Origin of the sequence: Klebsiella sp. GW_Kp181, assembly GCF_040062315.1 — a bacterium.
GTDB classification, from domain to species: domain Bacteria; phylum Pseudomonadota; class Gammaproteobacteria; order Enterobacterales; family Enterobacteriaceae; genus Klebsiella; species Klebsiella oxytoca.
Window position 1 is genome coordinate 75063 of the sequence record NZ_JBEAFR010000002.1, and the last position, 20375, is coordinate 95437.

The 20375-nt window shown below is 50.9% G+C and carries 22 protein-coding genes; 20 read left to right on the forward strand and 2 right to left on the reverse strand.

Annotation, left to right across the window (positions count from 1 at the left end; all coding sequences use genetic code 11):
- Positions 1–45 precede the first annotated feature (45 nt).
- On the forward strand, positions 46–264 hold the full coding sequence (locus ABLV11_RS02000; protein ID WP_004102160.1) for a ParD-like family protein: 219 nt from the start codon (positions 46–48) through the stop codon (positions 262–264).
- On the forward strand, positions 245–1024 hold the full coding sequence (gene map, locus ABLV11_RS02005; RefSeq protein ID WP_004102158.1) for a type I methionyl aminopeptidase: 780 nt from the start codon (positions 245–247) through the stop codon (positions 1022–1024). The genes ABLV11_RS02000 and map overlap by 20 nt, the downstream gene beginning before the upstream one ends.
- 59 nt (positions 1025–1083) lie before the next feature.
- On the opposite strand, the gene ABLV11_RS02010 is transcribed toward map, so the two are convergent.
- On the reverse strand, positions 1084–2406 hold the full coding sequence (locus ABLV11_RS02010; RefSeq protein WP_163528932.1) for an FAD-binding oxidoreductase: 1323 nt from the start codon (positions 2404–2406) through the stop codon (positions 1084–1086).
- A 910-nt stretch (positions 2407–3316) separates the two neighbouring features.
- Here ABLV11_RS02010 and ABLV11_RS02015 point away from each other — a divergent pair.
- From ABLV11_RS02015 to ABLV11_RS02080, 14 genes are all read left to right on the forward strand, one after another.
- Positions 3317–3862, forward strand: coding sequence for a fimbrial protein (locus tag ABLV11_RS02015; protein WP_004102154.1), 546 nt, complete (start codon positions 3317–3319; stop codon positions 3860–3862).
- A 67-nt stretch (positions 3863–3929) separates the two neighbouring features.
- Complete coding sequence (locus tag ABLV11_RS02020) at positions 3930–4463, forward strand: fimbrial protein (protein WP_004102152.1); 534 nt, start codon at positions 3930–3932, stop codon at positions 4461–4463.
- Positions 4464–4569: 106 nt separating this feature from the next.
- Positions 4570–7071, forward strand: coding sequence for a PapC/FimD family outer membrane usher protein (locus ABLV11_RS02025; protein ID WP_017145852.1), 2502 nt, complete (start codon positions 4570–4572; stop codon positions 7069–7071).
- Between the two features lie 19 nt (positions 7072–7090).
- Positions 7091–7825, forward strand: coding sequence for a fimbria/pilus periplasmic chaperone (locus ABLV11_RS02030; protein ID WP_032704671.1), 735 nt, complete (start codon positions 7091–7093; stop codon positions 7823–7825).
- Positions 7826–7857: 32 nt separating this feature from the next.
- The gene (locus tag ABLV11_RS02035; protein ID WP_047719821.1) at positions 7858–8451 is read left to right on the forward strand and encodes a type 1 fimbrial protein; all 594 of its coding nucleotides are present in this window, start codon (positions 7858–7860) and stop codon (positions 8449–8451) included.
- The gene (locus ABLV11_RS02040) at positions 8451–8978 is read left to right on the forward strand and encodes a fimbrial protein (protein ID WP_064371248.1); all 528 of its coding nucleotides are present in this window, start codon (positions 8451–8453) and stop codon (positions 8976–8978) included. The genes ABLV11_RS02035 and ABLV11_RS02040 overlap by 1 nt, the downstream gene beginning before the upstream one ends.
- Positions 8979–9299: 321 nt before the next feature.
- On the forward strand, positions 9300–9551 hold the full coding sequence (locus tag ABLV11_RS02045) for a hypothetical protein (protein ID WP_348855139.1): 252 nt from the start codon (positions 9300–9302) through the stop codon (positions 9549–9551).
- Between the two features lie 35 nt (positions 9552–9586).
- Entirely contained in the window at positions 9587–10930 is a 1344-nt protein-coding gene (locus tag ABLV11_RS02050; protein ID WP_224250496.1) for an FKBP-type peptidyl-prolyl cis-trans isomerase N-terminal domain-containing protein, read from the forward strand.
- A 134-nt stretch (positions 10931–11064) separates the two neighbouring features.
- Positions 11065–12039 (forward strand): LuxR C-terminal-related transcriptional regulator, encoded by a 975-nt coding sequence (locus tag ABLV11_RS02055; protein ID WP_200794641.1) that lies wholly within the window; start codon positions 11065–11067, stop codon positions 12037–12039.
- A 242-nt stretch (positions 12040–12281) separates the two neighbouring features.
- Complete coding sequence (locus ABLV11_RS02060) at positions 12282–13037, forward strand: fimbria/pilus periplasmic chaperone (protein WP_017145859.1); 756 nt, start codon at positions 12282–12284, stop codon at positions 13035–13037.
- A 1-nt stretch (position 13038) separates the two neighbouring features.
- Positions 13039–13566, forward strand: a complete 528-nt coding sequence (locus tag ABLV11_RS02065; protein WP_024274192.1) for a spore coat protein U domain-containing protein — start codon at positions 13039–13041, stop codon at positions 13564–13566.
- Between the two features lie 20 nt (positions 13567–13586).
- Entirely contained in the window at positions 13587–14072 is a 486-nt protein-coding gene (locus ABLV11_RS02070; protein ID WP_348855141.1) for a fimbrial protein, read from the forward strand.
- Positions 14073–14092: 20 nt separating this feature from the next.
- The gene (locus tag ABLV11_RS02075; RefSeq protein ID WP_227628165.1) at positions 14093–14596 is read left to right on the forward strand and encodes a fimbrial protein; all 504 of its coding nucleotides are present in this window, start codon (positions 14093–14095) and stop codon (positions 14594–14596) included.
- A 26-nt stretch (positions 14597–14622) separates the two neighbouring features.
- Positions 14623–15477, forward strand: coding sequence for a hypothetical protein (locus ABLV11_RS02080; RefSeq protein WP_004102124.1), 855 nt, complete (start codon positions 14623–14625; stop codon positions 15475–15477).
- A gap of 313 nt (positions 15478–15790) precedes the next feature.
- Here the strand turns inward: ABLV11_RS02080 and ABLV11_RS02085 are convergent, their stop codons facing one another.
- Positions 15791–16591, reverse strand: a complete 801-nt coding sequence (locus ABLV11_RS02085; protein WP_017145863.1) for a hypothetical protein — start codon at positions 16589–16591, stop codon at positions 15791–15793.
- Positions 16592–16923: 332 nt separating this feature from the next.
- On the opposite strand from ABLV11_RS02085, the gene ABLV11_RS02090 reads away from it, so the two are divergent.
- From ABLV11_RS02090 to ABLV11_RS02105, 4 genes are read left to right on the forward strand one after another with little or no spacing between them, the layout of a single operon-like run.
- Entirely contained in the window at positions 16924–17595 is a 672-nt protein-coding gene (locus ABLV11_RS02090; RefSeq protein ID WP_017145864.1) for a helix-turn-helix transcriptional regulator, read from the forward strand.
- 15 nt (positions 17596–17610) lie between these two features.
- Entirely contained in the window at positions 17611–18690 is a 1080-nt protein-coding gene (locus ABLV11_RS02095) for an alanine racemase (protein WP_004102121.1), read from the forward strand.
- A gap of 18 nt (positions 18691–18708) precedes the next feature.
- Positions 18709–19869, forward strand: a complete 1161-nt coding sequence (locus ABLV11_RS02100) for a M20 family metallopeptidase (RefSeq protein WP_148407630.1) — start codon at positions 18709–18711, stop codon at positions 19867–19869.
- 16 nt (positions 19870–19885) lie between these two features.
- Entirely contained in the window at positions 19886–20347 is a 462-nt protein-coding gene (locus ABLV11_RS02105; RefSeq protein ID WP_053064891.1) for a RidA family protein, read from the forward strand.
- The last annotated feature ends 28 nt before the right edge of the window (positions 20348–20375 follow it).

Here is a 20375-nt window from a genome sequence, read left to right on the forward strand (position 1 = left end):
AGGCGTAATATACGAAACATATATAAATCGTTATGGTACGTATAGATGGGTATTGTAAAAATTTCAGATCTGCTGCACGACGATATTCGTGACGCCAGTAAGGCGATGTCGCGTTCGGTCAACGCCCAGGCGGAGTACTGGATCCGTCTGGGGATGATGAGCGAGCTCTATCCCGAACTTAACCATCAGCAAATCAAGCTGATGATGCTCAAGTCCGGCTCTGACCGGTTGCTGGAGGTGATCAATGCTATCAATTCCCATTAAAACCACGCAGGAGCTCGCCAGCCAGCGCCATGCCGGCAAACTGCTGGCCTCGGTCTTCGACATGTTGGATAGCTTTATTCAGCCCGGCGTCTCCACCATGGCCATCAACAATCGGGTGGAGGATTTTATCGTCAACGACCTGCATTCGCGTCCGGCCAGCAAAGGGCAGTACGATTTTCCCTATGTGCTCAATACTTCGATCAATGAAGTCGTTTGTCACGGCATGCCAAAGGAAAGCGAGCTGCTGAAATCCGGCACGATCGTGAACGTGGATATTACGCTGGAGAAAGAGGGGATGATTGCCGATTCCAGCAAAATGTATCTGATTGGCGAGGTTTCACCGCTGGCCCGTCGGCTAGTGCAGAAAACCTATGAAGCTATGTGGAAGGGCATTAAGGTTGTCAGACCGGGGGCGACGCTGGGCGATATCGGCCATGCGATCCAGACTTATGTTGAAGGTAATGGCTACAGCGTGGTCAGGGAGTACTGCGGCCACGGCGTTGGCAGAGAGATGCATGAAGATCCGCAGGTGCTGCATTACGGCAAACCCGGCACCGGCGCCGTGCTCAAGGAGGGGATGGTGTTTACCATTGAACCGATGGTTAATCAGGGCGATAGCCGAATAAAAACCAGGAAAGACGGCTGGACGGTGGTCACTCGCGATAAAAAACTGTCTGCCCAGTGGGAGCATACCGTCGCCGTCACCGCCGAGGGGTTTGAGGTGCTGACCCTGCGAAAAGATGAAGTGATTCCGGATTAGCCTGAGTAACAGGTTTCACGCCTGCGCGGTGAAACCTGTCAGTCACCCGCCCGTAGTGACTATACGGGCATCTCTTTACGTCCCATATAACGCTCTTTCCATAACGCGCCCGCCACCCCAATATCCAGGAACGGGGAGGGCGGCATAAAGTTGGCCTGGCCGAGCGACTGCATCGCGGCGATCAGCGGGTTGTCCTGGCCCATCGCCAGATCGGCAAGCAGCGTCCCGGCGATGGTCTGTTTTGATACGCCGGCGCCGTTACAGCCCCCCGCAGTCCAGATCCGCGGCGCAAGACGCCCCCAGACCGGCGCGCCGTTGCGGGTGACGCTGATGGTCCCGGACCAGGTTCGCTCCAGAGGAACATCCTGCAGCTGCGGATAGGCCGTATGGAACAGCGCCAGATGCTGTCTTGCGGCGTTAGCGGTTTGTCCGGCGGTAATCACGCCGCGCAATGCCGGATCGACATGCTGGCGGACAAGAAAACGATAATCGTGGGTATAGCGTAGGGTGGCCCCGGCGATCGCATTGACCGGGGTTAATCCCCAGCTCTCCATCGCCGGCAGACGCTGGCGCTGATCGGGCGTAAGCGGGGCAGTAATGCTGGCGTAGGTCGCCATCGACGCCTGGCGGCTCACGGTTGGCGAGAGCTCGCGGGAGAGCGCATTGGTGGCGAGCATCGCCTGGTCGGCGCGGATGGTGCCCTGCAGGGTCGTCACCCTGACGCCGCCGTTTTCCTGGTGAAGAGCCAGCGCCGGGGTCTGGTGAAACACGGTGACATTATCCGGCAGATGGCGCGCGAGGCCCGCGATCAGTTTTGCCGGATTCACCAGAATGCAGCCGGGAGTGTAAATCCCTTTGCTGTAAAGGCGAGTTCCCAGCTTTTGATACAGCTCTTCGCCGTTCAGCAGGCTGTAAGGTTCCTGCATCAGCTGCAGGTTATCCACGTACTCCTGCATAATGGCTTCGCTGGACGGATCTATCTGGCAGTGGTATTTCCCGACGTTTTCCCATTCGCAATCGATCTGGTGTTTGGTCACCGTGTCATCGAGCTGGCGGATCCCCTCCTGCAGCAGAGCGCGATAGTCCTGCGCCTTTTTCAACTCGGCGGTAGAGCTGCCGATATTATGCGGCAGGCCGATAATAAAGCCGGAATTCCGCGCCGAGGAGCTGGTCGCGGCGCATTCTGCGTCAATGAGCACGATGCTCAGCTGCGGGTTGATGCTGGCCAGCCTGCGGGCAAAGCTTACCCCGGCATAGCCGGAACCGATAACCACCCAGTCAGCTTTAATGTCGCCGCTCAGCGAGGGCTGGCGATAAAGATCTTCTTCATTAAGCGGCCATCCCACCTGATTTTGATTGAAAGGTACTGATGCAAATCTCACGGTAAATCTCCCTGTGGAAAAAACACCTGCAGGGCAGGTGCGAATAATGGATTTGCCGCTCTCCGTGTTTTTGCTCTGGAGGGTGAGTCGGCAAGCGCCAGGGCAGCGTCTGATAAATAACTACGCTGAATGATAATCACCTGGACAACAATTCAGCAGAATAACAAGTAACCGAAAAAATAACACCTCTACGTGTAGGGATATGATGTTAAATCCCACTTGCCCTATCTCCCTGCCGGGGATGCATGCTCATTTGCTGCAGTGAAGAGGGCAAATCTTTTTCCTCTTTCATCTGACCCGGCAAGATACCGCATAAGATATTGCTGTGGATCATGATCGTATTGCCGACATACCTATAAGGTTACTTCGGCCGCAAAAGGCTTTTTGACCAAATGGTAAAATATTGCTTCTCTGCGCTGCTTCCAATAAAGAAATCCTACTATTTTATAGGATTTTTCAGTTTTAAAACTTTCCCGCCAGAAATATGCATTAGGAATTTTCCTATGGATAACTCCTAATGTTTTTAGCGCCTTTTCAGATCAGGCAATTCATTGAAAATTAATGTTTTTTTAATCGCTTTGATTACCGGTGCACTTCTGTTGAAGGTTGCGATAAGTTTTTTTTTAATTATTAGTAATATTTTTACACACATTGTCGTGTTAAAGGGGGATAGCGAGATATTATCCTGTAAATTATTTTTTTTATAAAATTATTAGCTCGTAATGTTCGTTTAAGTAGGTGCATATATTTGACTGGAAGGGTTTTCAAGTTAGTATGACTTCGCTGTCAGGAATAAACATAACTCAACAAGATATAGCAACACTTTGGCCACCAGAAACAGCCGTAGTTATCTTTGCGAGTTATTTTTCAGGATGGTTATCCAGTAACTTTTAATATAACGGAATGTATTATGAAAATTAGCAAAATTGCATCTGCTGTTGTTCTCACTATGGGTGTCGCCTCTTTCGCAGCTCAGGCCGATCAGGGAAGCGGCAAGGTCACCTTCTGGGGTTCTATTATTGATGCTCCATGCTCTATTAAAAATGGCTACGGCGATCAGCGTATCGAACTGGGTCAGATCTCCAATACGCATTTGGATAATGGCGGTATCTCTACTCCTCGTCCGTTCGACATTGAGCTGGAAAACTGCTCCTTCGAGAAGGATTCAAACGGTGACCCGATGTATAACACCGTCAAAGTGACCTTTGCTGGCGGTAATGTTCCGGGAGATATGAGCATGCTGGCTATTTCCGGTCAGGCTGCGGGGGCTGGCGTACGTATTGAAGATGGTTCTGGTCAACCTGTGAAATTATTGGTACCTACCAGCGGCCGCGGCCTGGGCATTGGCAACAATACCCTAAGCTTTAGCGCTTACCTTGAAAAAATCTCTACTGTTACCAACGTCACTCCGGGTGATTTTGAAGCGGTAACCAACTTTACCCTGGCTTATGAATAAGGTGAGTCCTGTTCTCATGTAGCTTTATTCGGGCTGCGTTTGCAGCCCGATATTCAGGAGCACAGTCATGGTAAAAATATCGCGTTATCTGATCTTGAGTGGGTTATTAGGCATATCACCGTTGTCTCTGGCGTCCGATCAGGGGCGGGGACTGGTCACGATGAATGGTCAAATTCAGGAGTCGGCCTGTTCCATTCATACCAACGATGCCTGGCAGGAAATTCCATTCGGCGTGATTTCGTATAACGATCTTAATGAACAAGGCAAGGCGGTCATCAAACCCTTCGCAGTACGACTGGTGAATTGCTCACTGGAACGGAGCCGCGGTGGCTTATGGCAAAGCGTAAATATCACCTTTAGCGGGGAAACTGAGGTATTTCGCCCGGACATTTTTAAAGTCAATGGCGAGGCCCAGGGGCTTGGACTGCGTATTCACAATCAGGCTGGCGATGTGGCTCGCGACGGAATACCGATGCCTGCCGTAATGATACAAAATGAAAACAATGAGTTACGTTACTTATTATCGTTAGTACGCGGCAGCAAAACGCTGTCGGAAGGCGACTGGTACGGAATCATTCGTTTCATGGTGACCTATCAATAACGGAAAAAATGAATGATAAAAATAGATGAACTGCTCATCTAAATTATTTCCGGAATTGACATCTCCCACCGGTGAATTCTACCAGGCAATAAATGGATTTTAAAAAATGAAAAAAAGCAGACCACCAGCTTTTTACCTGCGACGACTGGGTATTTACATTGTTATTGCCATTTTTGGTTCTACATCACCGGTAGTGGCGGTAGAGTTTAATATAGATATTCTGGACTCGGAAGACCGGGAAAATATCGACTTGTCGCGTTTTTCCCGCGCCGGTTATATTATGCCCGGAACCTACACGCTCAGCATGCGCTTAAACGAGCACAGTATTTCTGACCAGGAAATTTCTTTTATTGAAAGAACCCGTGACGATGGAGTGGTTGTAGAAACCTGTCTGACGCCTGCACAGGTAGAGCTTCTCGGTCTGCGGGAAGACGCGTTTAAAATGATTAAGTGGCTCGACGAGGGGCGTTGCGCTGATTTTTCCGCTCTTGAAGGCGTCGTCCTGCGCGGCGATCTGTCAGAGTCATCCCTGCAAATCGCGGTGCCTCAAGCCTGGCTGGAATATCAGGATGCTTCCTGGTTACCGATTTCCCGCTGGGAAGAGGGTATCCCCGGGATGTTGGTTGACTATAACCTGAATACCAATGTCACCTGGCCGCGTCAGGGGAATCAGAGCCAGAGCGCCAGCATCAGCGGTACGACGGGCGTCAATTTGGGACCCTGGCGTCTTAGAGGGGATTACCAGGGGAGCTATTACAATACCACCGGACGTTCGGATAAAAATTCACGTAATTTTGACTGGAGCCGTTTTTACGCCTATCGCGCATTACCTGGAATGATGTCAAAACTCACCGTCGGTGAAGACTATCTCTCTTCCGATCTCTTTGACTCATGGCGCTATACCGGTTTGTCGCTGGCAAGCGATGAAAGCCAGCTGCCACCTAAGCTTCGAGGCTACGCGCCTGAAGTATCCGGTATCGCTCGCACCAATGCCAAAGTGACGGTCAGCCAACAGGGCAGAGTCATCCATGAAACGACGGTTGCCGCTGGCCCGTTTCGTATTCAGGAACTAAACAGCGCGCTAACCGGACGCCTGGATGTGCGGGTTGAAGAGCAGGATGGCTCCGTACAGACATTTGCGGTTGAAACGGCTCAGGTCCCTTATCTGACGCGTCCCGGCCAGCTACGTTATAAAATGACCACCGGTCGTCCGCGCGATTATAACCACAGCACTCAAGGACCCTACTTTGCCACAGGCGAACTCTCATGGGGCCTTACCAACGCGTGGTCGCTGTACGGCGGCGGCATTATTTCTCAGGACTACAACAGCCTGGCGCTTGGCGCCGGTCGTGATATGAACGCCTACGGGACGCTCTCTGCTGACGTTACTCATGCCAGTGCTCGTTTCCCGGCTGATAAAAGTAGGCAAGGTCGGTCCTGGCGCCTGAGCTATTCCAAACGGTTTGATGAAATCAACAGTGAAGTCACGTTTGCCGGTTACCGTTTTTCCGAGCGCAACTATCTCACCATGGGTGAATATCTGGATATGCGCTATCGGGATGGCTACGTCGGGAACAGCAAAGAGCTTTATACCATCCAGGCGACCAAAAACTTTGCCGACCTGCGTTTGTCAACGCACATCAACTGGTCGCATCAGACTTACTGGAACCGCCCGGCGACCGATCGCTACAGCGTATCGTTGAATAAGTATTTTGACCTCGGCGACTGGCGACATCTGTCGTTGTCCCTCAACGCCGCTCGCAGTGAGTTCAATGGCCGCAAGGACGACAGCGCCTATATCTCACTGACGATGCCGTTTGGTTCGGGAACCGTGGGTTATAACGGCAGCATAAGCCGCGACCGTTATACACAAAATGCCAGCTGGAGCCAAAGGCTGGATAACAACGACTATTACAGCATCAACGCCGGCAACAGCGTCGGGGGCGGTGAGGGAACGCGTAGCCAGATGAGTGGCTACTATTCTCATCCCGGCAATATAGCGGATGTCACCACCAACTTTAACTGGGCGCAAAGCCAGTACACCTCCTTTGGTATTTCCGCCAGCGGTGGGATGACCGCCACCGCTGAAGGCGTGGCCCTACACTCCGGTGGGGTGCAGGGGGGGACGCGTTTGATGGTCAGTACGGAGGGAGTAAGCGGTGTTCCGGTGGGCTTACAGGGCTATACCAATGCTTTTGGCATCGCGGTTATCCCTGGAGTGCCAAATTATTATCGAACCAGGGCTGAGATTGACGTTAATCGTCTGCCGGATGATGTCGAGTCTGGCGGAACGCCGGTTGTAGAGCTCGCCCTGACTGAAGGCGCTATCGGTTTCCGTCGCTTTGATGTGCTGAAGGGTTCTAAGGTCGTGGCAATCCTTAGCCAGGAAGATGGACGCCATCCGCCTTTCGGCGCCACGGTACACAATGCAAAAGATCGCGAACTGGGTATGGTCAGCGACAGTGGACTGGCCTGGTTGACCGGTGTGAATCCGGATGAACGCTTAACCGTGCACTGGAGTGGTTCCGCTCAGTGTGAAGTCGTACTGCCACGGGTTATCCCTGCACAGCAACTATTGCTGCCGTGCAAGCCGGTCACTCGCGGCTGAGAAAGTCAATGGTGATGTAATGAAAAGCAAAAAGATAGCGATGACGATAGTGCTGGGAAGTCTGGCCGCGGGTCTGGTAAACGAAGCCGGGGCTGCGATCGCGCTGGACAGGACTCGGGCCATTTTTCCCGGTTCGGAAAAGAGCATTTCCCTGAGTATTACTAACGACAGCACATCAATGCCGTACCTGGCGCAGGGATGGATTGAAGATGAGCACGGGAAAAAAATCAGCGGCCCTCTTGTTGTCGTCCCGCCGCTGCAGCGTCTTGAAGCTAAAGGTAAAAGCATGATGCGTATCAACGCCATGCCGGATGCCGCGATGTTACCTCAGGACAGAGAGAGCATTTTTTATTTCAACGTGCGCGAGGTACCACCAAAAAGCGAGCGACCCAACGTGATGCAGCTGGCGTTACACACCAAAATTAAACTGTTCTATCGTCCCAAAGCCATCCTGCCGGAGAAGTATAGCCGCTGGGATAACCAGCTGGTGCTGCATAAAGTCAACGGCGGTTATCGGATAGAAAATCCGACACCCTATTACATGACGGTAATTGGTATTACCGCTGCGCCGAAAGTGGCGGTGGCTAGCGGATTTCAAACGGTGATGGTGCCGCCTAAGTCCACCGCGATGGTCAATAGTTCGCACTATACCACGCCGCACGTCACCACGATTAACGACTTCGGCGGTAAGCCAACCCTGCCGTTTAGCTGCAGCGGTAACATTTGCCGAGCTGCAGAAACCCCGGCTACCTGATGGATGCCGGAGCTGTACACAGGAGAAGCCTGATGAAAAAAGGATTTGGTCGAACCACCCTCATATTGTGGCTTTTGACGGCTGGAATCGTTTCTGCGGCGAGCGCCGCAAACTGGGACACCGATGGCCTGAATGGTGGGATACGCGCTAGCGGAACGCTTGTTGCGTCACCTTGCGCGTTGCTGCCTGAGTCGGCTGAACAAGAGATCGATTTGGGCAGTACCATTGCCTGGGGGCTGGAACGGCCGGGGAGCGTGACGCCATCAGTACAGGTGTACATCAAATTAGATCGCTGTCCGGGAGAGTATCAGTTTATGCGCGATCGCCAACAGATGCGCGGTGCCACGATGTTAAACGGACAGTCTGCGGTAAGAATGACTATCTATGGGGAAGCAGAACCGATGGATGACCGCTTTTTCCGGGTGCACGGTGGAGTCGAAGGCGTTGCGCTGCGCCTCAGCGACCGAAAGGGAGAGCTCCTGCGACCCGCGATTCAGAGTCGGCCGCAGATTCTCTACCCCGGACGCAACGATTTGGTGTTGCAGGCTCAGCTATGGCGTCTTCCCGTTCCGTTGCTGGCTAATGAATGGCGCAGCGTGGTGAATATCGGCCTGGAGTACGAATAATGCAAAAAAACAAAGTGCGCGTACTTAGCCTGGCAAGCTTTCCTCTCATGCTTTTGCTGGCTGGCGTATCGGTCACGCATGCTGATACTGACGTCTATTTCTCCGGGAATTTGATTGCCGATCCCTGCGAATTGCACGTTGACTCGGAAGATCAGATTGTCGATTTTCGTAACGTGCCTTCTAAGACATTTATGAAATATCCCCGCAGTGAACGTGAGCGTTTTTCCATCTGGTTGACGGAGTGCGATCTCTCGCTTGGCGATACGGTTACCGTAACCTTTATGGGAATCGAAGATAGCGCTCAGCCAGGACTATTTGCGGTTAGCGGAACAGCGAGCGGCATTGCCATTGCGGTGGAAGATGAGAATGGTGTACCGGTTAAACCGAATGTACCTATGCGACCGGCAGCATTGAGATCAGGAGACACCTTTTTAAATTTTCAGGCCTTTATTTCTGCACCAGTACACAGTCTGGTCAGAGAAGGGGACTTTGAGTGCGTCACCACTTTTCTTCTGGAATATGATTAGCCCGAGTTGATAATCTATTTCGGATTTACCTCAAATGTCAGCTGATTAACGTCTTTTGGCTGCTGTTTATTAATGGTGAAATTAACTATTGGGATATCTTCTGCAAATATCTGCTGGCCTCCTGTGCTTTATTTCAGGAGGAAAGATAATTAAAAAAGAAATACACATGGAGTACATGAAATAATGTTTAGATTAGGGTGCATAGCCGCGATCATTGCAGGTACATTTTTAACGGGTTGCGTTGGAAAAAAAATTCCTTCTCAGGTGACTTCGTCCATGGAGTCCGTAGAGCCCCCAGTGACCTCAGACGGAGAGCTGGATATGGTCCAGTGCGAAAAAGAGCTTCAGGCACTGGAGTCGATTAATCATATTAAGCATGTCGATCTCAAATCACGCTTTGAGCGAGTGATGCTCGGCGCTTCCGGTTATACCAATGTAAGAGGTTCCGTTAATCCTGAAACACGTAATGCTATTGATGCTTTGTATAAGTTTCAGGCGGTAAAATTATGCTCGGAGATCCGAGCCGAAATGCTCAATAGCCTGGCAGCGAAGCCAACTGGTGAGAGTATCTAATGGGTCGTAGAGCAGGGAATGTTTTGGTCCTGATTATGAGTATCATTTCGATTTCATCTTCGCAGGCAGATGTGTTGAATTATGCCCGTGAATGGACGTCACGCAAGGACGAAAACAAAGCCATCACATCCCCGTCTCAGCCCCAGACGGAGGAAGAAAAATCCTCTGCTACGCGTCAAAAATCTGCTGTAAAGCGTTCTCTGCCTGATAAGGAGAAATCGACAGCTCAGCCTCCAGCAGTCATCAGAAAAACAATCGCGCCGCCGGCTGTTGGCGCTGACAAGCGAATGCAATCACCGGCTAACAGGCCGACGGAACCGACAGCTAAGAAGGCCCGAACGGCTTCGGGTGACAACGTCACCTCAGCCGCTGGTGTCACGAAAAATAGCGCTTTACCGGAACCGCACGTTTTAGGGGGCTGGATTAAGGCTTTGATACAACATATGTCGCTTAGCCCGGCAGAGATCGATTTACGTAAAAACCTCCAGTTAGCCCGTAAAGAGGTACAGAGATTGAAGAATGAACTCATTCTGCTTCGCCGCGAAGTACAACAGTCAGATAGTACATTGGCGGAGCAGGTCATGGCTCTCCAGGCAACTTATGAGCAACTGGCTGCGGCAGAGGAAAAAAATGTCACTCAAGAGAATGAGCTCCAGGCGCTTACTGCGCGCGCTACCCAACTGGAAGAAAAAAATGCGCAGTGGCAAGTATTAACCAGAAAATTACAGTCGAGCCTTAAGGAAGCGCACTATCCCGCACTGCCAGCAACTGACGGTGAACTGGCGGATTTTGCGGCCGGGATGGCGATGGGTTATGACATTTTGGCGGTACTCGAACAACGGGATGAACAACAGATACATATTGATAAGGAAGTCTTTCTGGCCGGCATTACGGAAACGATACGCGGCGAACGCCGATTGTCGCAGGAGGATTTTGAGCGCCACCTTAAACGCGCCAATCAGCGAGTAGAAGAAGCGATGCACAAGTTCAGGCAACAAAAGGAAGCGCGGGATAGCGCATGGCTGGCGCAATTTATTCAAGAGGAAGGGACGCAGAGTGCGGGTGAACAGGCCTGGTATAAAGTCATCCATGCAGGCGAGCCGCTGTTCGAGGATGAGCACTCTGAAGCGGCGCTAACCATTTCGGTCAATCGTCGTCTGTCTGATGGTACCGTGATTGCGGACACAGATATAACTGGCCTGGTATTACAAGAAAAATTTTCCGACCTCCCTGGATGGCTTCGGAAAGTAGTGAAAGATATCCGTCTGTACGGTGAAGCAGAGTTAGCCGTTAAAGTTGATGAATATGGTGTTCCACAAGAACGCGGTAATTATATTGAACATTGGCGCATACGTGTAATTGAACGACAGACTATGTAAATAGGTTATAGAAAAATTTACGTTACTTTTAAAATATTGCGAGTAGAGGCGTCAGAGTTAGTCGGGTAATAACTGTATAATCTTTTTTAATGTTTATTTTTGTAGAGATGACAACTTCCAGATAAGAGAGCAATATGATGAGTGATACCAGTGGTACATATTTGCCAGTTTATGTGGCAACTGAGAACAGTTATTTTTCTCAGGGAATAATCTTTCTCCTGGAGGAGCTGTTTGAGGATGAGTTTAGCGGAAAAATTACTGTATCCTTAGTCAGAAAATCGCGCGAAGCCGATCTCATCGTGCAGGTCCAATCACCTGGAGAAAAAGCGTTTGACTGGGTCGATTGTCAACAGTTTCGCACCCACAATGACTATAAGTTTAAGCTTCTCAATAAAAAGTGGCTAAGCGTTTATCCACGTAGTGAACATTACGACAAAAATTTTCATTGCCCGGTTGTCAGTTCAGTCATCGCGATGAGAAATTCGGTAACCACTATCCGGAGAAAATTGTTCATGCTGTTTTTTGCCGATCTCATGTGTGGCCCTCCGGACTTACGTAAACCAAACTGTAGCAAATGTCCTGGCCCCTACCAGTTGACATGGCGGGAACAGCTAATGCTAGGCTATTTGAGCCAGGGATTAGGCCACGATGAAATTTCTCGCAGAATGGGCTGTAGTATTAAGGCGCTTAGCAGTTATCGACGCTCGATTATGCGTAAAGTCAATATCACCCGCTATAGCGATTTCGTTATGTGGCTAGGTAAAAAATCCGTTTCTGATAAATATACTGAGGTTGTTAATAATCACGAGCGTGATGCGGATGAAGACCAGCTAATATGGAAAACAACGTTGTCCGGTAATTTGGAGAGACAGCTGGATGATAAAGAGCGAGCTTTGCAAAGTATTAAGCGATTGGTCAATAAACGGTTAAGAAAAAGCGAGCTGGATGATGAAGTATGGTTAACAACTCGAGAAATAGCCAACGAGATGGATATCAGTATCTACAGCATGCGTTATTTATTATGCCAGATGGAAACAAGCGGTAAAGTGATTAGCATCAAAACCGGGAAGGGTAGAAGCCATACTCTGCGCTGGAAACTGGCAAGTTAATTGCTGTGTTGAACAGCTGGCATAGCTAATAAGGCTGTGACGTAGGCTGAATTTGAAGGGTGGGCGAGATGCAAATTTAGGAATGTTCATCGATCCATTTCTGAAAGTGGCTCTCTCCCTTACAAATTCATATATCCAGACATGCCTAAAATGTAAATTATCTGCAAGATGAAATGGATTTGACTCTCTGCCGTCAGAGAGGAAATAACTCTGGTCCTGTAAGTTATACGACAGGTGAAAGTATGAAACTTAAATTAATGACTTTTCTGGGGATTATCTTGTTTACCGGAAGCCAGCATTTGGCTCAGGCGGCATTATCCGTAGAGCGCTCCCGGGTTATTTTCAATGAAGGGGAGAAATCTGTTGGATTGAGCGTGAAAAATAATAATACGCAGGATCCTTATCTCGCCCAAGGGTGGATGGAAAACGAGAAAGAAGAAAAAATAAACGGCCCGCTGATGATTTTACCGCCCGTACAACGTATTGAGCCTGATGGTCGAACGATGATCCGCGTCCAGCAGGTCGCCGAAACACCGTCTCTGCCTACCGATAGAGAAAGCGTCTTCTGGCTTAACTTACGCGAGATCCCACCAAAATCCGATAAGCCTAACGTTTTGACGCTGGCAATGCAGACCCGGATGAAAGTTTTCTGGCGGCCCAAGGCCCTCAAGGTCGATCCGCTTCTCGACGTGGTGCCGGGGGCTGAAACGCTGACCCTTACCCGCAAGGGGGACCGCTATGAGGTTGAGAATCCTACGCCCTATCATTTTTCGTTTGTCGAAGCGCGCGGCAGCCTGCACGGTAAGGCGCTGGATGATTTTGAGCCTGTCATGGTTTCGCCAAAGGGCAAAGCGCAGCTGCCGTTATCCGCATCCCGGATGGGCACGACGCCGACGCTGATGTTTATCAATGATTATGGCAGCGCACGGTTACTGCCGTTTACCTGCACTGGCATCGCCTGCCGCGCCGGGAAGGTGGCACAACCAAAGGAAGGTTAATATGACACGCCAACGCTTAACGATAATCCGGATGCACCTGATGATGGCTGGAGCCGCACTGCTTCTTGCTGGCGGACAGGCGAGCGCCGCTGAAGGAGACACCACCACTATCACCATCAACGGCACCCTGATCGATGGACCGCAGTGCGTTATTGACGGTAACGATACCGTAGACGTGAAGTTTGGTGATGACCTCATTACTCGGCTGGTAGACGGGGTGAATTATAAGAAAGAGATCCAGTACGGTCTGACCTGTACTGATCTGAACAGCAATGCCCTCAAGCTGACGATTCGAGGCTCGCTGGCGAGTTTTGGCTCCGGGCTTCTCCTGACCAGCAAAGGGGGGCTGGGTATACAGCTTTACAGCGGAAGCGCAGGCACCACGGTTATGACGCCCGGCAGCTATGTCAACTTCAATGGCACAGCCAATAAACCCAGGCTATGGGCCGTACCCGTAGCGCAAAACAACGCTACGCTCACCGCAGGTCCGTTTTCCGGCACAGGCACCATGGTCATTGACTACCAGTGACGTAAGAGGAGAGAGATATTATGAGCCCTGTAAACCTGCGTAAGCTACTGCTTCTTCTTACGGTGTGTATTAGTGGTAGCGTGCTGGCCGACGCAACGGTCAACTTTAGCGGCACGCTGATAGAAGCCCCGCCGTGTGTGGTGAATAACAATAATGTTATCACCGTCAACTTTGGCAACGAGGTGATGACCACCCGTATCGACGGGACGCAGTACCGCAAGCCGATTGACTTCGATTTAGATTGTTCAATGGCGGTATCGTCGAAACAGAAAGTGCGCATTACGGGTACCCCGGCAAGTTTTGACAGTACCGCGCTGGCGGGAGGGAAAAGCGGGTTAGGCATCGCTCTCTACAATGGTGATTCCCGTCTTAACCTCGGCTCCTGGCTGAATTTTACCGATCCCAATATCCCCAGGCTTTACGCTGTCCCCATTAAGCAAAGCGGGATAACCCTGAGCGGCGGGGCATTCAGGGTTATGGCCTCGCTGGTCGTGGAGTATCAGTAATGGCACAGGGAATCAACATAATGAGATTGATTGGATATGCACCATTTCTTCTGGCCGCATTGATGATGACAGGGACCTCATCACTTCAGGCGGCAGACCCGGAAAACCTTGAATTTATCGGCACCCTGGTCACGCCTCCGTCTTGCTCAATAAGCGAAGATGGCCCGGTATATATCAACTTCAATGATGTCCGCATAAAAAAAGTTGCGGAGGGAAGATATCGTGAAACCGTCCCGCTGACCTTGAAGTGTGAAGAGAGCAGTCTGGCCTGGCAGTTGCGGCTCAGCGTACGCGGTAATCCGGCCGGGTTTGACGCCGATAACGCCACCGTGGTGACCGCAGAACAGGCCAATCTTGGCGTGAAAATCTTCCAGAACGGCCAGCCGTTTAAACTGGGCGAGGCCATTAACATCAATAGCGTGACGTTGCCGACTATTGAAGCCCTCCTTGTTCAGCGTGATGGGGTGGAATTGGTGGAAGGATTATTTAACGCCACCGCGACCCTGCGAGCCGAATATCAGTAACTCTATTTATGCACAGGAGAGTGCAGGTGAAGAAAAAGCTATTTCTGGCCGCCTTTGCGGCTGCTATAACCGTGCCGATCTCTGTTCCCGTGTACGGTGAAAACTATCGGTGGAAAACAATCACTGCAGTAAGATTGGTGGCTTTCGGTTCGGGTACTGAGTGGATTATCACCACAGGCGATATTACCGTGAGTTCAGGTAGCGTCAGCCTGGACACACCAGCGAACTTAGGTAGTCATGGCGGACTTTTGGTTGCAAATGCGCTGACTGCGGATGGCTACTTTTGGGGTACCTCTGATGTTGCCACTAGTTATCCTCCGCCCGGCGTCCCGTATAAGGGAACCTGGCGAGAAGTCCTTAACGCGAGCGTCGGGAGCGTCAGGAATCAGATTTCCATCCGAAATTATGGTGTCGTTGGGGGCTCTTCTACCGTCTGTTTTGGATACACAATTCGTGAAGCCAATGGCAACTTTGATTTTTCCGACCTTGTTTATCCCCCAGGTGCCGGTAGCGGTATAAACTGCATGACGGCACCACCACTAAACGAATGGTGTGCTATGACCGTACCGCAGGTGACGCTAAGTTTCGGTACGCTAATGCTTGACCAGGCAGTGGGCAAAACGGCTGATAGTACGGTGGGCGTTTCCTGCACCTCTTCCTCGGTTAGCTATGTGTTAAAGCTACAAACAGGCAATACTTACATCCCGCTCAGTAACGGCATGCGCGCAAATCTGGGGCTTGGGACAACTAACTCGGCGCCGGGGAATACGACCTACTCTGGATCTCAGTCCTCGCTACGGTTAAGAGGTACGCTGGCTGGAACGCCTACCTCAACCGGCACCTTTAACGGTTCGGGCGTGATGATGGTGGTTTATAACTAATCATGGTTGTCAGGATCCCGGTACGCTGTTTACGTACCGGGGATGTTTACACCCGCTCAATCCTTGCCGGCAGCCCCTGACGCATCGCCGCGACGGAGACCCTGTCCAGCCAGGTATTGCCGACTTCGCGGGTTGGGTCGGTAAATCCCAGATCGTGACATTGCCGGCCATCTTGCCGCCACGAGTGATTACTGCGGCTTTACGGCCATAACGGGTAAAGGCATCCGCCAGCGCCGCGCTCTGGGGGGGGGAAGCCGCCAAAATTGTGCGGTATACCTTTACTCCGGCCGTGTAAGCGACCGGAAGGATAAATTTAACCCTGGTCAGAAACCTTTTTCAGCATGGCAAGGACCGCCCAACGTGTCGCGTCGTCTGCGATATTTTCAGGCAGAGCATCAGCTCGCAGCTTGATATAAGCTTCAACAGCCATTCTGATGGCAACGCTGACGGAGTCACGATCGTGCGTTGCCAGCGTGGAGGTCAGCAGGCCGTCAGGATCAATGCTGTGGAATTCAATGCGGCGAACCCCACGTTGCGGTAGATTTGCCCGACGATACAGCATAGGTCCCAGAACCTGCTCTCGAAAGAATGCCAGCATACCTATCGCTTCGAACAGTTCGCCTCTTCCCAGCTTAACCACTGCATAGTGAAGCCAGATCCAGGCTCGCGACTCAAACCACTCCGGCGTCATGTTGGGCCAGCGAGCGCTGGATTTTACCCGTTGTCGCTCCAGAGCCGTGTTATCACGAGTAAATAATACTGCTGGCTCCTCAACGCGTTGAGTGAGCATTTCCAGGGTGACAAATTTTAGATCGACATGGAGGAGTTCAGGTCCATACAGGCATATAAGCAGGCGGGGTTCTCCGACATGTTCCCCAGTGAAAGCATGTAACAGATGGCCTAATGTTCCGGCGAGCTCCCTACGCTGCGCCATGACTTCGTCATAATAGCCAGGGTCTACGACAACGATAAAATCGAGATCGGAGTATTGATCAAATCCGCCATGAATAATCGAGCCGCCAGCGAGAAGGGAGTGAATCCGCGAGTCAGACTGAAACTTAAGCTTGAGTTGCTCTGCAAAACTTCTGTGTAAATCGGGTAACGTACTTAGCATACTTTTTCCTGTTCACAAAAAATACAAAGCATTTCAGAATAGCGAGTTGTTTATATTCAGGCCAGATTTTTTTGCACGAACAGGCATGTCCTTTACTGCCGGTTATCCTGACGTACGAAAAATAGCACAGGAGCCGCAGGGCTCCTGACCCGCACGATCCGTTACCCTCCTGACCACCAGACAAAAAGTATGATTCAGACCTCTCTCCAAACAAAAAGTCAGAAATAAGTGTGTTGTCGATCACTTTTTGTTCAGATTCATATTGCTGAATTTCTGCTGATGCAGGTATACATAACAAAAAGTTTGGTTGTCTAACATAAATTCAGGTCGACATGGAAAACATACAGCAGAATTTAGACGTCTTCATTCCGATGATGGAAGGGATAGCAAATCAGTTCGGTGACAACTGTGAAGTGGTCCTGCACGACCACTCCCAGGGGCTGGAAAGCAGTATTATCGCGATTATTAATGGGCATGTCACCGGCCGGAAAGTGGGCGATCCCAGCAGCAATCTGGGGCTGGAAGTGCTGCGGGGAACGGATGTCAACGGCGACAGGCATAACTACGTTACGCGCACCCGTGAGGGTAAAACGCTACGCTCCACCTCCATTTACATACGTAACAGCAATAAACAGGTTATAGGCGCACTTTGTATCAACCTCGACATTAGCGATATTTTACAGGCGGAAAAAACGCTCAGTAAACTGGCCGGTCATTCGGATAGTAGCGCCGCTAAAAAAGAGGACGTTAATGAGGTATTTGTTAAAGACGTCAATGAACTACTTGATTACCTGATTGCCGAGTGTATGGGAATTATTGATGTCCCCGTCGCCAATATGTCTAAGCAGGATAAACTCAACGCGATTAAATTTTTCGATGACAAGGGCGTTTTCCTTATTAAAAAGTCCGGAGAAAAAATCTGCGAATTTCTGAACATTTCGAAATATACCCTCTATGCCTACCTGGGAGAGGTCAGAGGGGAAAACCCAACAAGTGACGGCTAGCCGTCAGGAGGAAAAATGTTAACCACACCTTATGTTGCGCTGGATATGGATATTATGCAGAGGAATATTATCGCCATGACCTCCGGACTGGCTCGTCATAATATTCAACACTGGCCGCATATTAAAACCCATAAATCTGTACGCCTGGCTCAACTCGAGCAGGCGCTAGGGGCGAGTGGAATTACCTGCGCTAAGCTATCTGAAGCGGAAGTGATGGCTGCGGGCGGAATTACCTCAATTCTGCTGGCCTATCCGCTGATTGGTGATGACAAATGTGAGCGCTATGCTGAACTGGCGCGCAAGATTACCATGCGAACCATTGTCGACAGCCTGGCGGGCGCGCAGGGGCTCTCACGCGCTGCGCTGAGGCATGGCCTGACGTTTGACATCGATATTGCCATTGATTTCGGTGCCCACCGCGAAGGAGTACAGCCGGATCAATTGCTGACGTTCGCCCGTGAGGTGGCGGCGCTTCCGGGGTTAAGGGTGCGCGGGGTATTTACCTATGCCGGGACTATTTATCAATACCACAATGAGCAGGATATCCGTCGCGCGGCGCGCGAAGAAGCCGCTCTGCTGATGACCAGTCGGGATCTTCTTAATGCGCATGGTTTTCATATTGACGTTTTATCCGGCGGCTCAACGCTCTCTTCTTTTTATGCCGATGAGCTCAGCGGAATAACCGAATCCCGCGCCGGAAATTTTATTTTTGGCGATATGAACGCGATTAACGGCGGGATTTACACCGCCGCCGACTGCGCGTTGACCATTTGTGCGACGGTTGTCAGTATCCCGCTGCCGGGCTACGCCACGCTGGATGCCGGTACAAAATCGCTGACCTCCGATCTTTCCGCGACGCCCGGTTCTTACGGATTGATTCAGGAACATCCGGACGTCGCGCTGGTTAAGCTTAATGAAGAACACGGCTATCTGCGCTATGACCCGGAAAAAGTATCGCTCGCTATTGGCGATCGGCTGCATATTATTCCCAACCACTGCTGCGTGGTCGCAAATCTTGTCGATGAAATATATGCCTTCCGTAACGGAATATTGAGCGAAACGATAACTATCGACGCCCGCGGCAAAAGTTATTAATTAACTGAGAATATTATTATGACCGATATTGAATTAACTGCCGATGAACGGCAGGAGTTGACTACGCTCCTGTGCAGCCTGATACAGCACCCGTCGGAAAACCCGCCGGGCAATGAAAAAGCGGTCGCGCTGTTCATTGCTGATGTATTACGCGGCGAAGGCATTGACGTTGAAGTACAGGAGGCGGTAGCAGAGCGGCCGAACGTGATTGCCCGACTCAAAGGGCAGCGGCCAGGCAAGCGGCTGATCCTCAACGGACACTCTGACGTGGTGCCATGCGGCGCAGGGTGGTCGGTGGAACCCTTTGCCGCCGTCATTGATGGTGACCGTATTATTGGCCGCGGGGCGGCAGATATGAAATCCGGCGTTGCGGCAATGATGTACGCGGCGATCCTGATTCAGCGACGGCAGTACGCGTTCAACGGTGAAATTGTTTTACTGTTCAACGTTGATGAAGAGCGCATCAACCTGGGGATGGAACATTTTGTGGCGCAGGGCGTCGAGGCAGATTACGCCGTTATCGGTGAGCCGACCTCGCTGGAGATCTGCGTGGCGCATAAAGGGGTGAGCCGAACCCGCTTGACCACGCACGGCACCGCCGGTCATGCGGCAAAGACGCGCAATCCGGACAGCGCCATCGACAAAATGGCGCGGCTCCTGCCGGGGGTGCTGGCAGAGTGTCAGCGGGTGAAGCAAAAGCATCACGATTTACTGGGCAACGCCTCTATGCTGGTGACCACCATTACCGGCGGCAGCGCGCCGAATATTGTCCCGCAATCGTGCGTTATTGAAATCGACCGCAGGGTGCTGCCGGAAGAAAGACGTAATGAAATTAACGAAAGCCTGCAAAGATCGCTTAGCGACTCAGGACTAAAACCGCAGCACGACTACGACCTCGAAAACTATCTGTATATTCCGGCCTCGTCTATTGCAGAGACGCATCCGCTGGTGGAAGCCGCTTTTCAGACGGTAGAAGCGCTCACCGGCGCGGCCAAAAAAACGATTTTCGACGCCACCTGTGAAGCGCCGTTCTTCTCCGTAGGCTGCCAGATCCCGACCATCATTCTCGGCCCCGGTGATTTAGCTCAGGCGCACGTCAAAGATGAATATGTCAAAATCGAAGAGCTGCATCAGGCCGCGCAAATATATACCGCACTGGCATTATCTTTACTCAAATAAATATCAGGGAATTACCATGAATATTGAACAGCGATTAACCGAATTGGGTATAGTGCTCAGCGCGCCTGTACCGCCTAAATTTTCTTATGTGCCCATTAAACAGACGGGAAATTTATTGTACTCGTCAGGTAATGACTGTCGGGTCAACGGGGAATTACTTTATCAAGGAACCCTCGGCAGGGAACTCACGATAGAGCAGGGGCAGGCTGCTGCGCGCCAGTGCATTATCAATATTCTCTCGTCCCTGAAAAGCTATCTGGGCGATCTCAATCGCGTGGCTGGCTGCGTTAAAATGCTCGGTTTCGTACAGAGCACCGACGTTTTCAAAGACCAGCCGTTGGTGATGAATAGCGCTTCGGATTTACTGATCGCAATATTTGGTGAAGCGGGTAAACATGCGCGTTCAGCAATTGGTACCAACACGCTGCCTTTTAATACGCCCGTTGAAATTGAACTTATTTTTGAAATTAAAGATTAAACTTATTTAGTATTTAACATTTATCTTT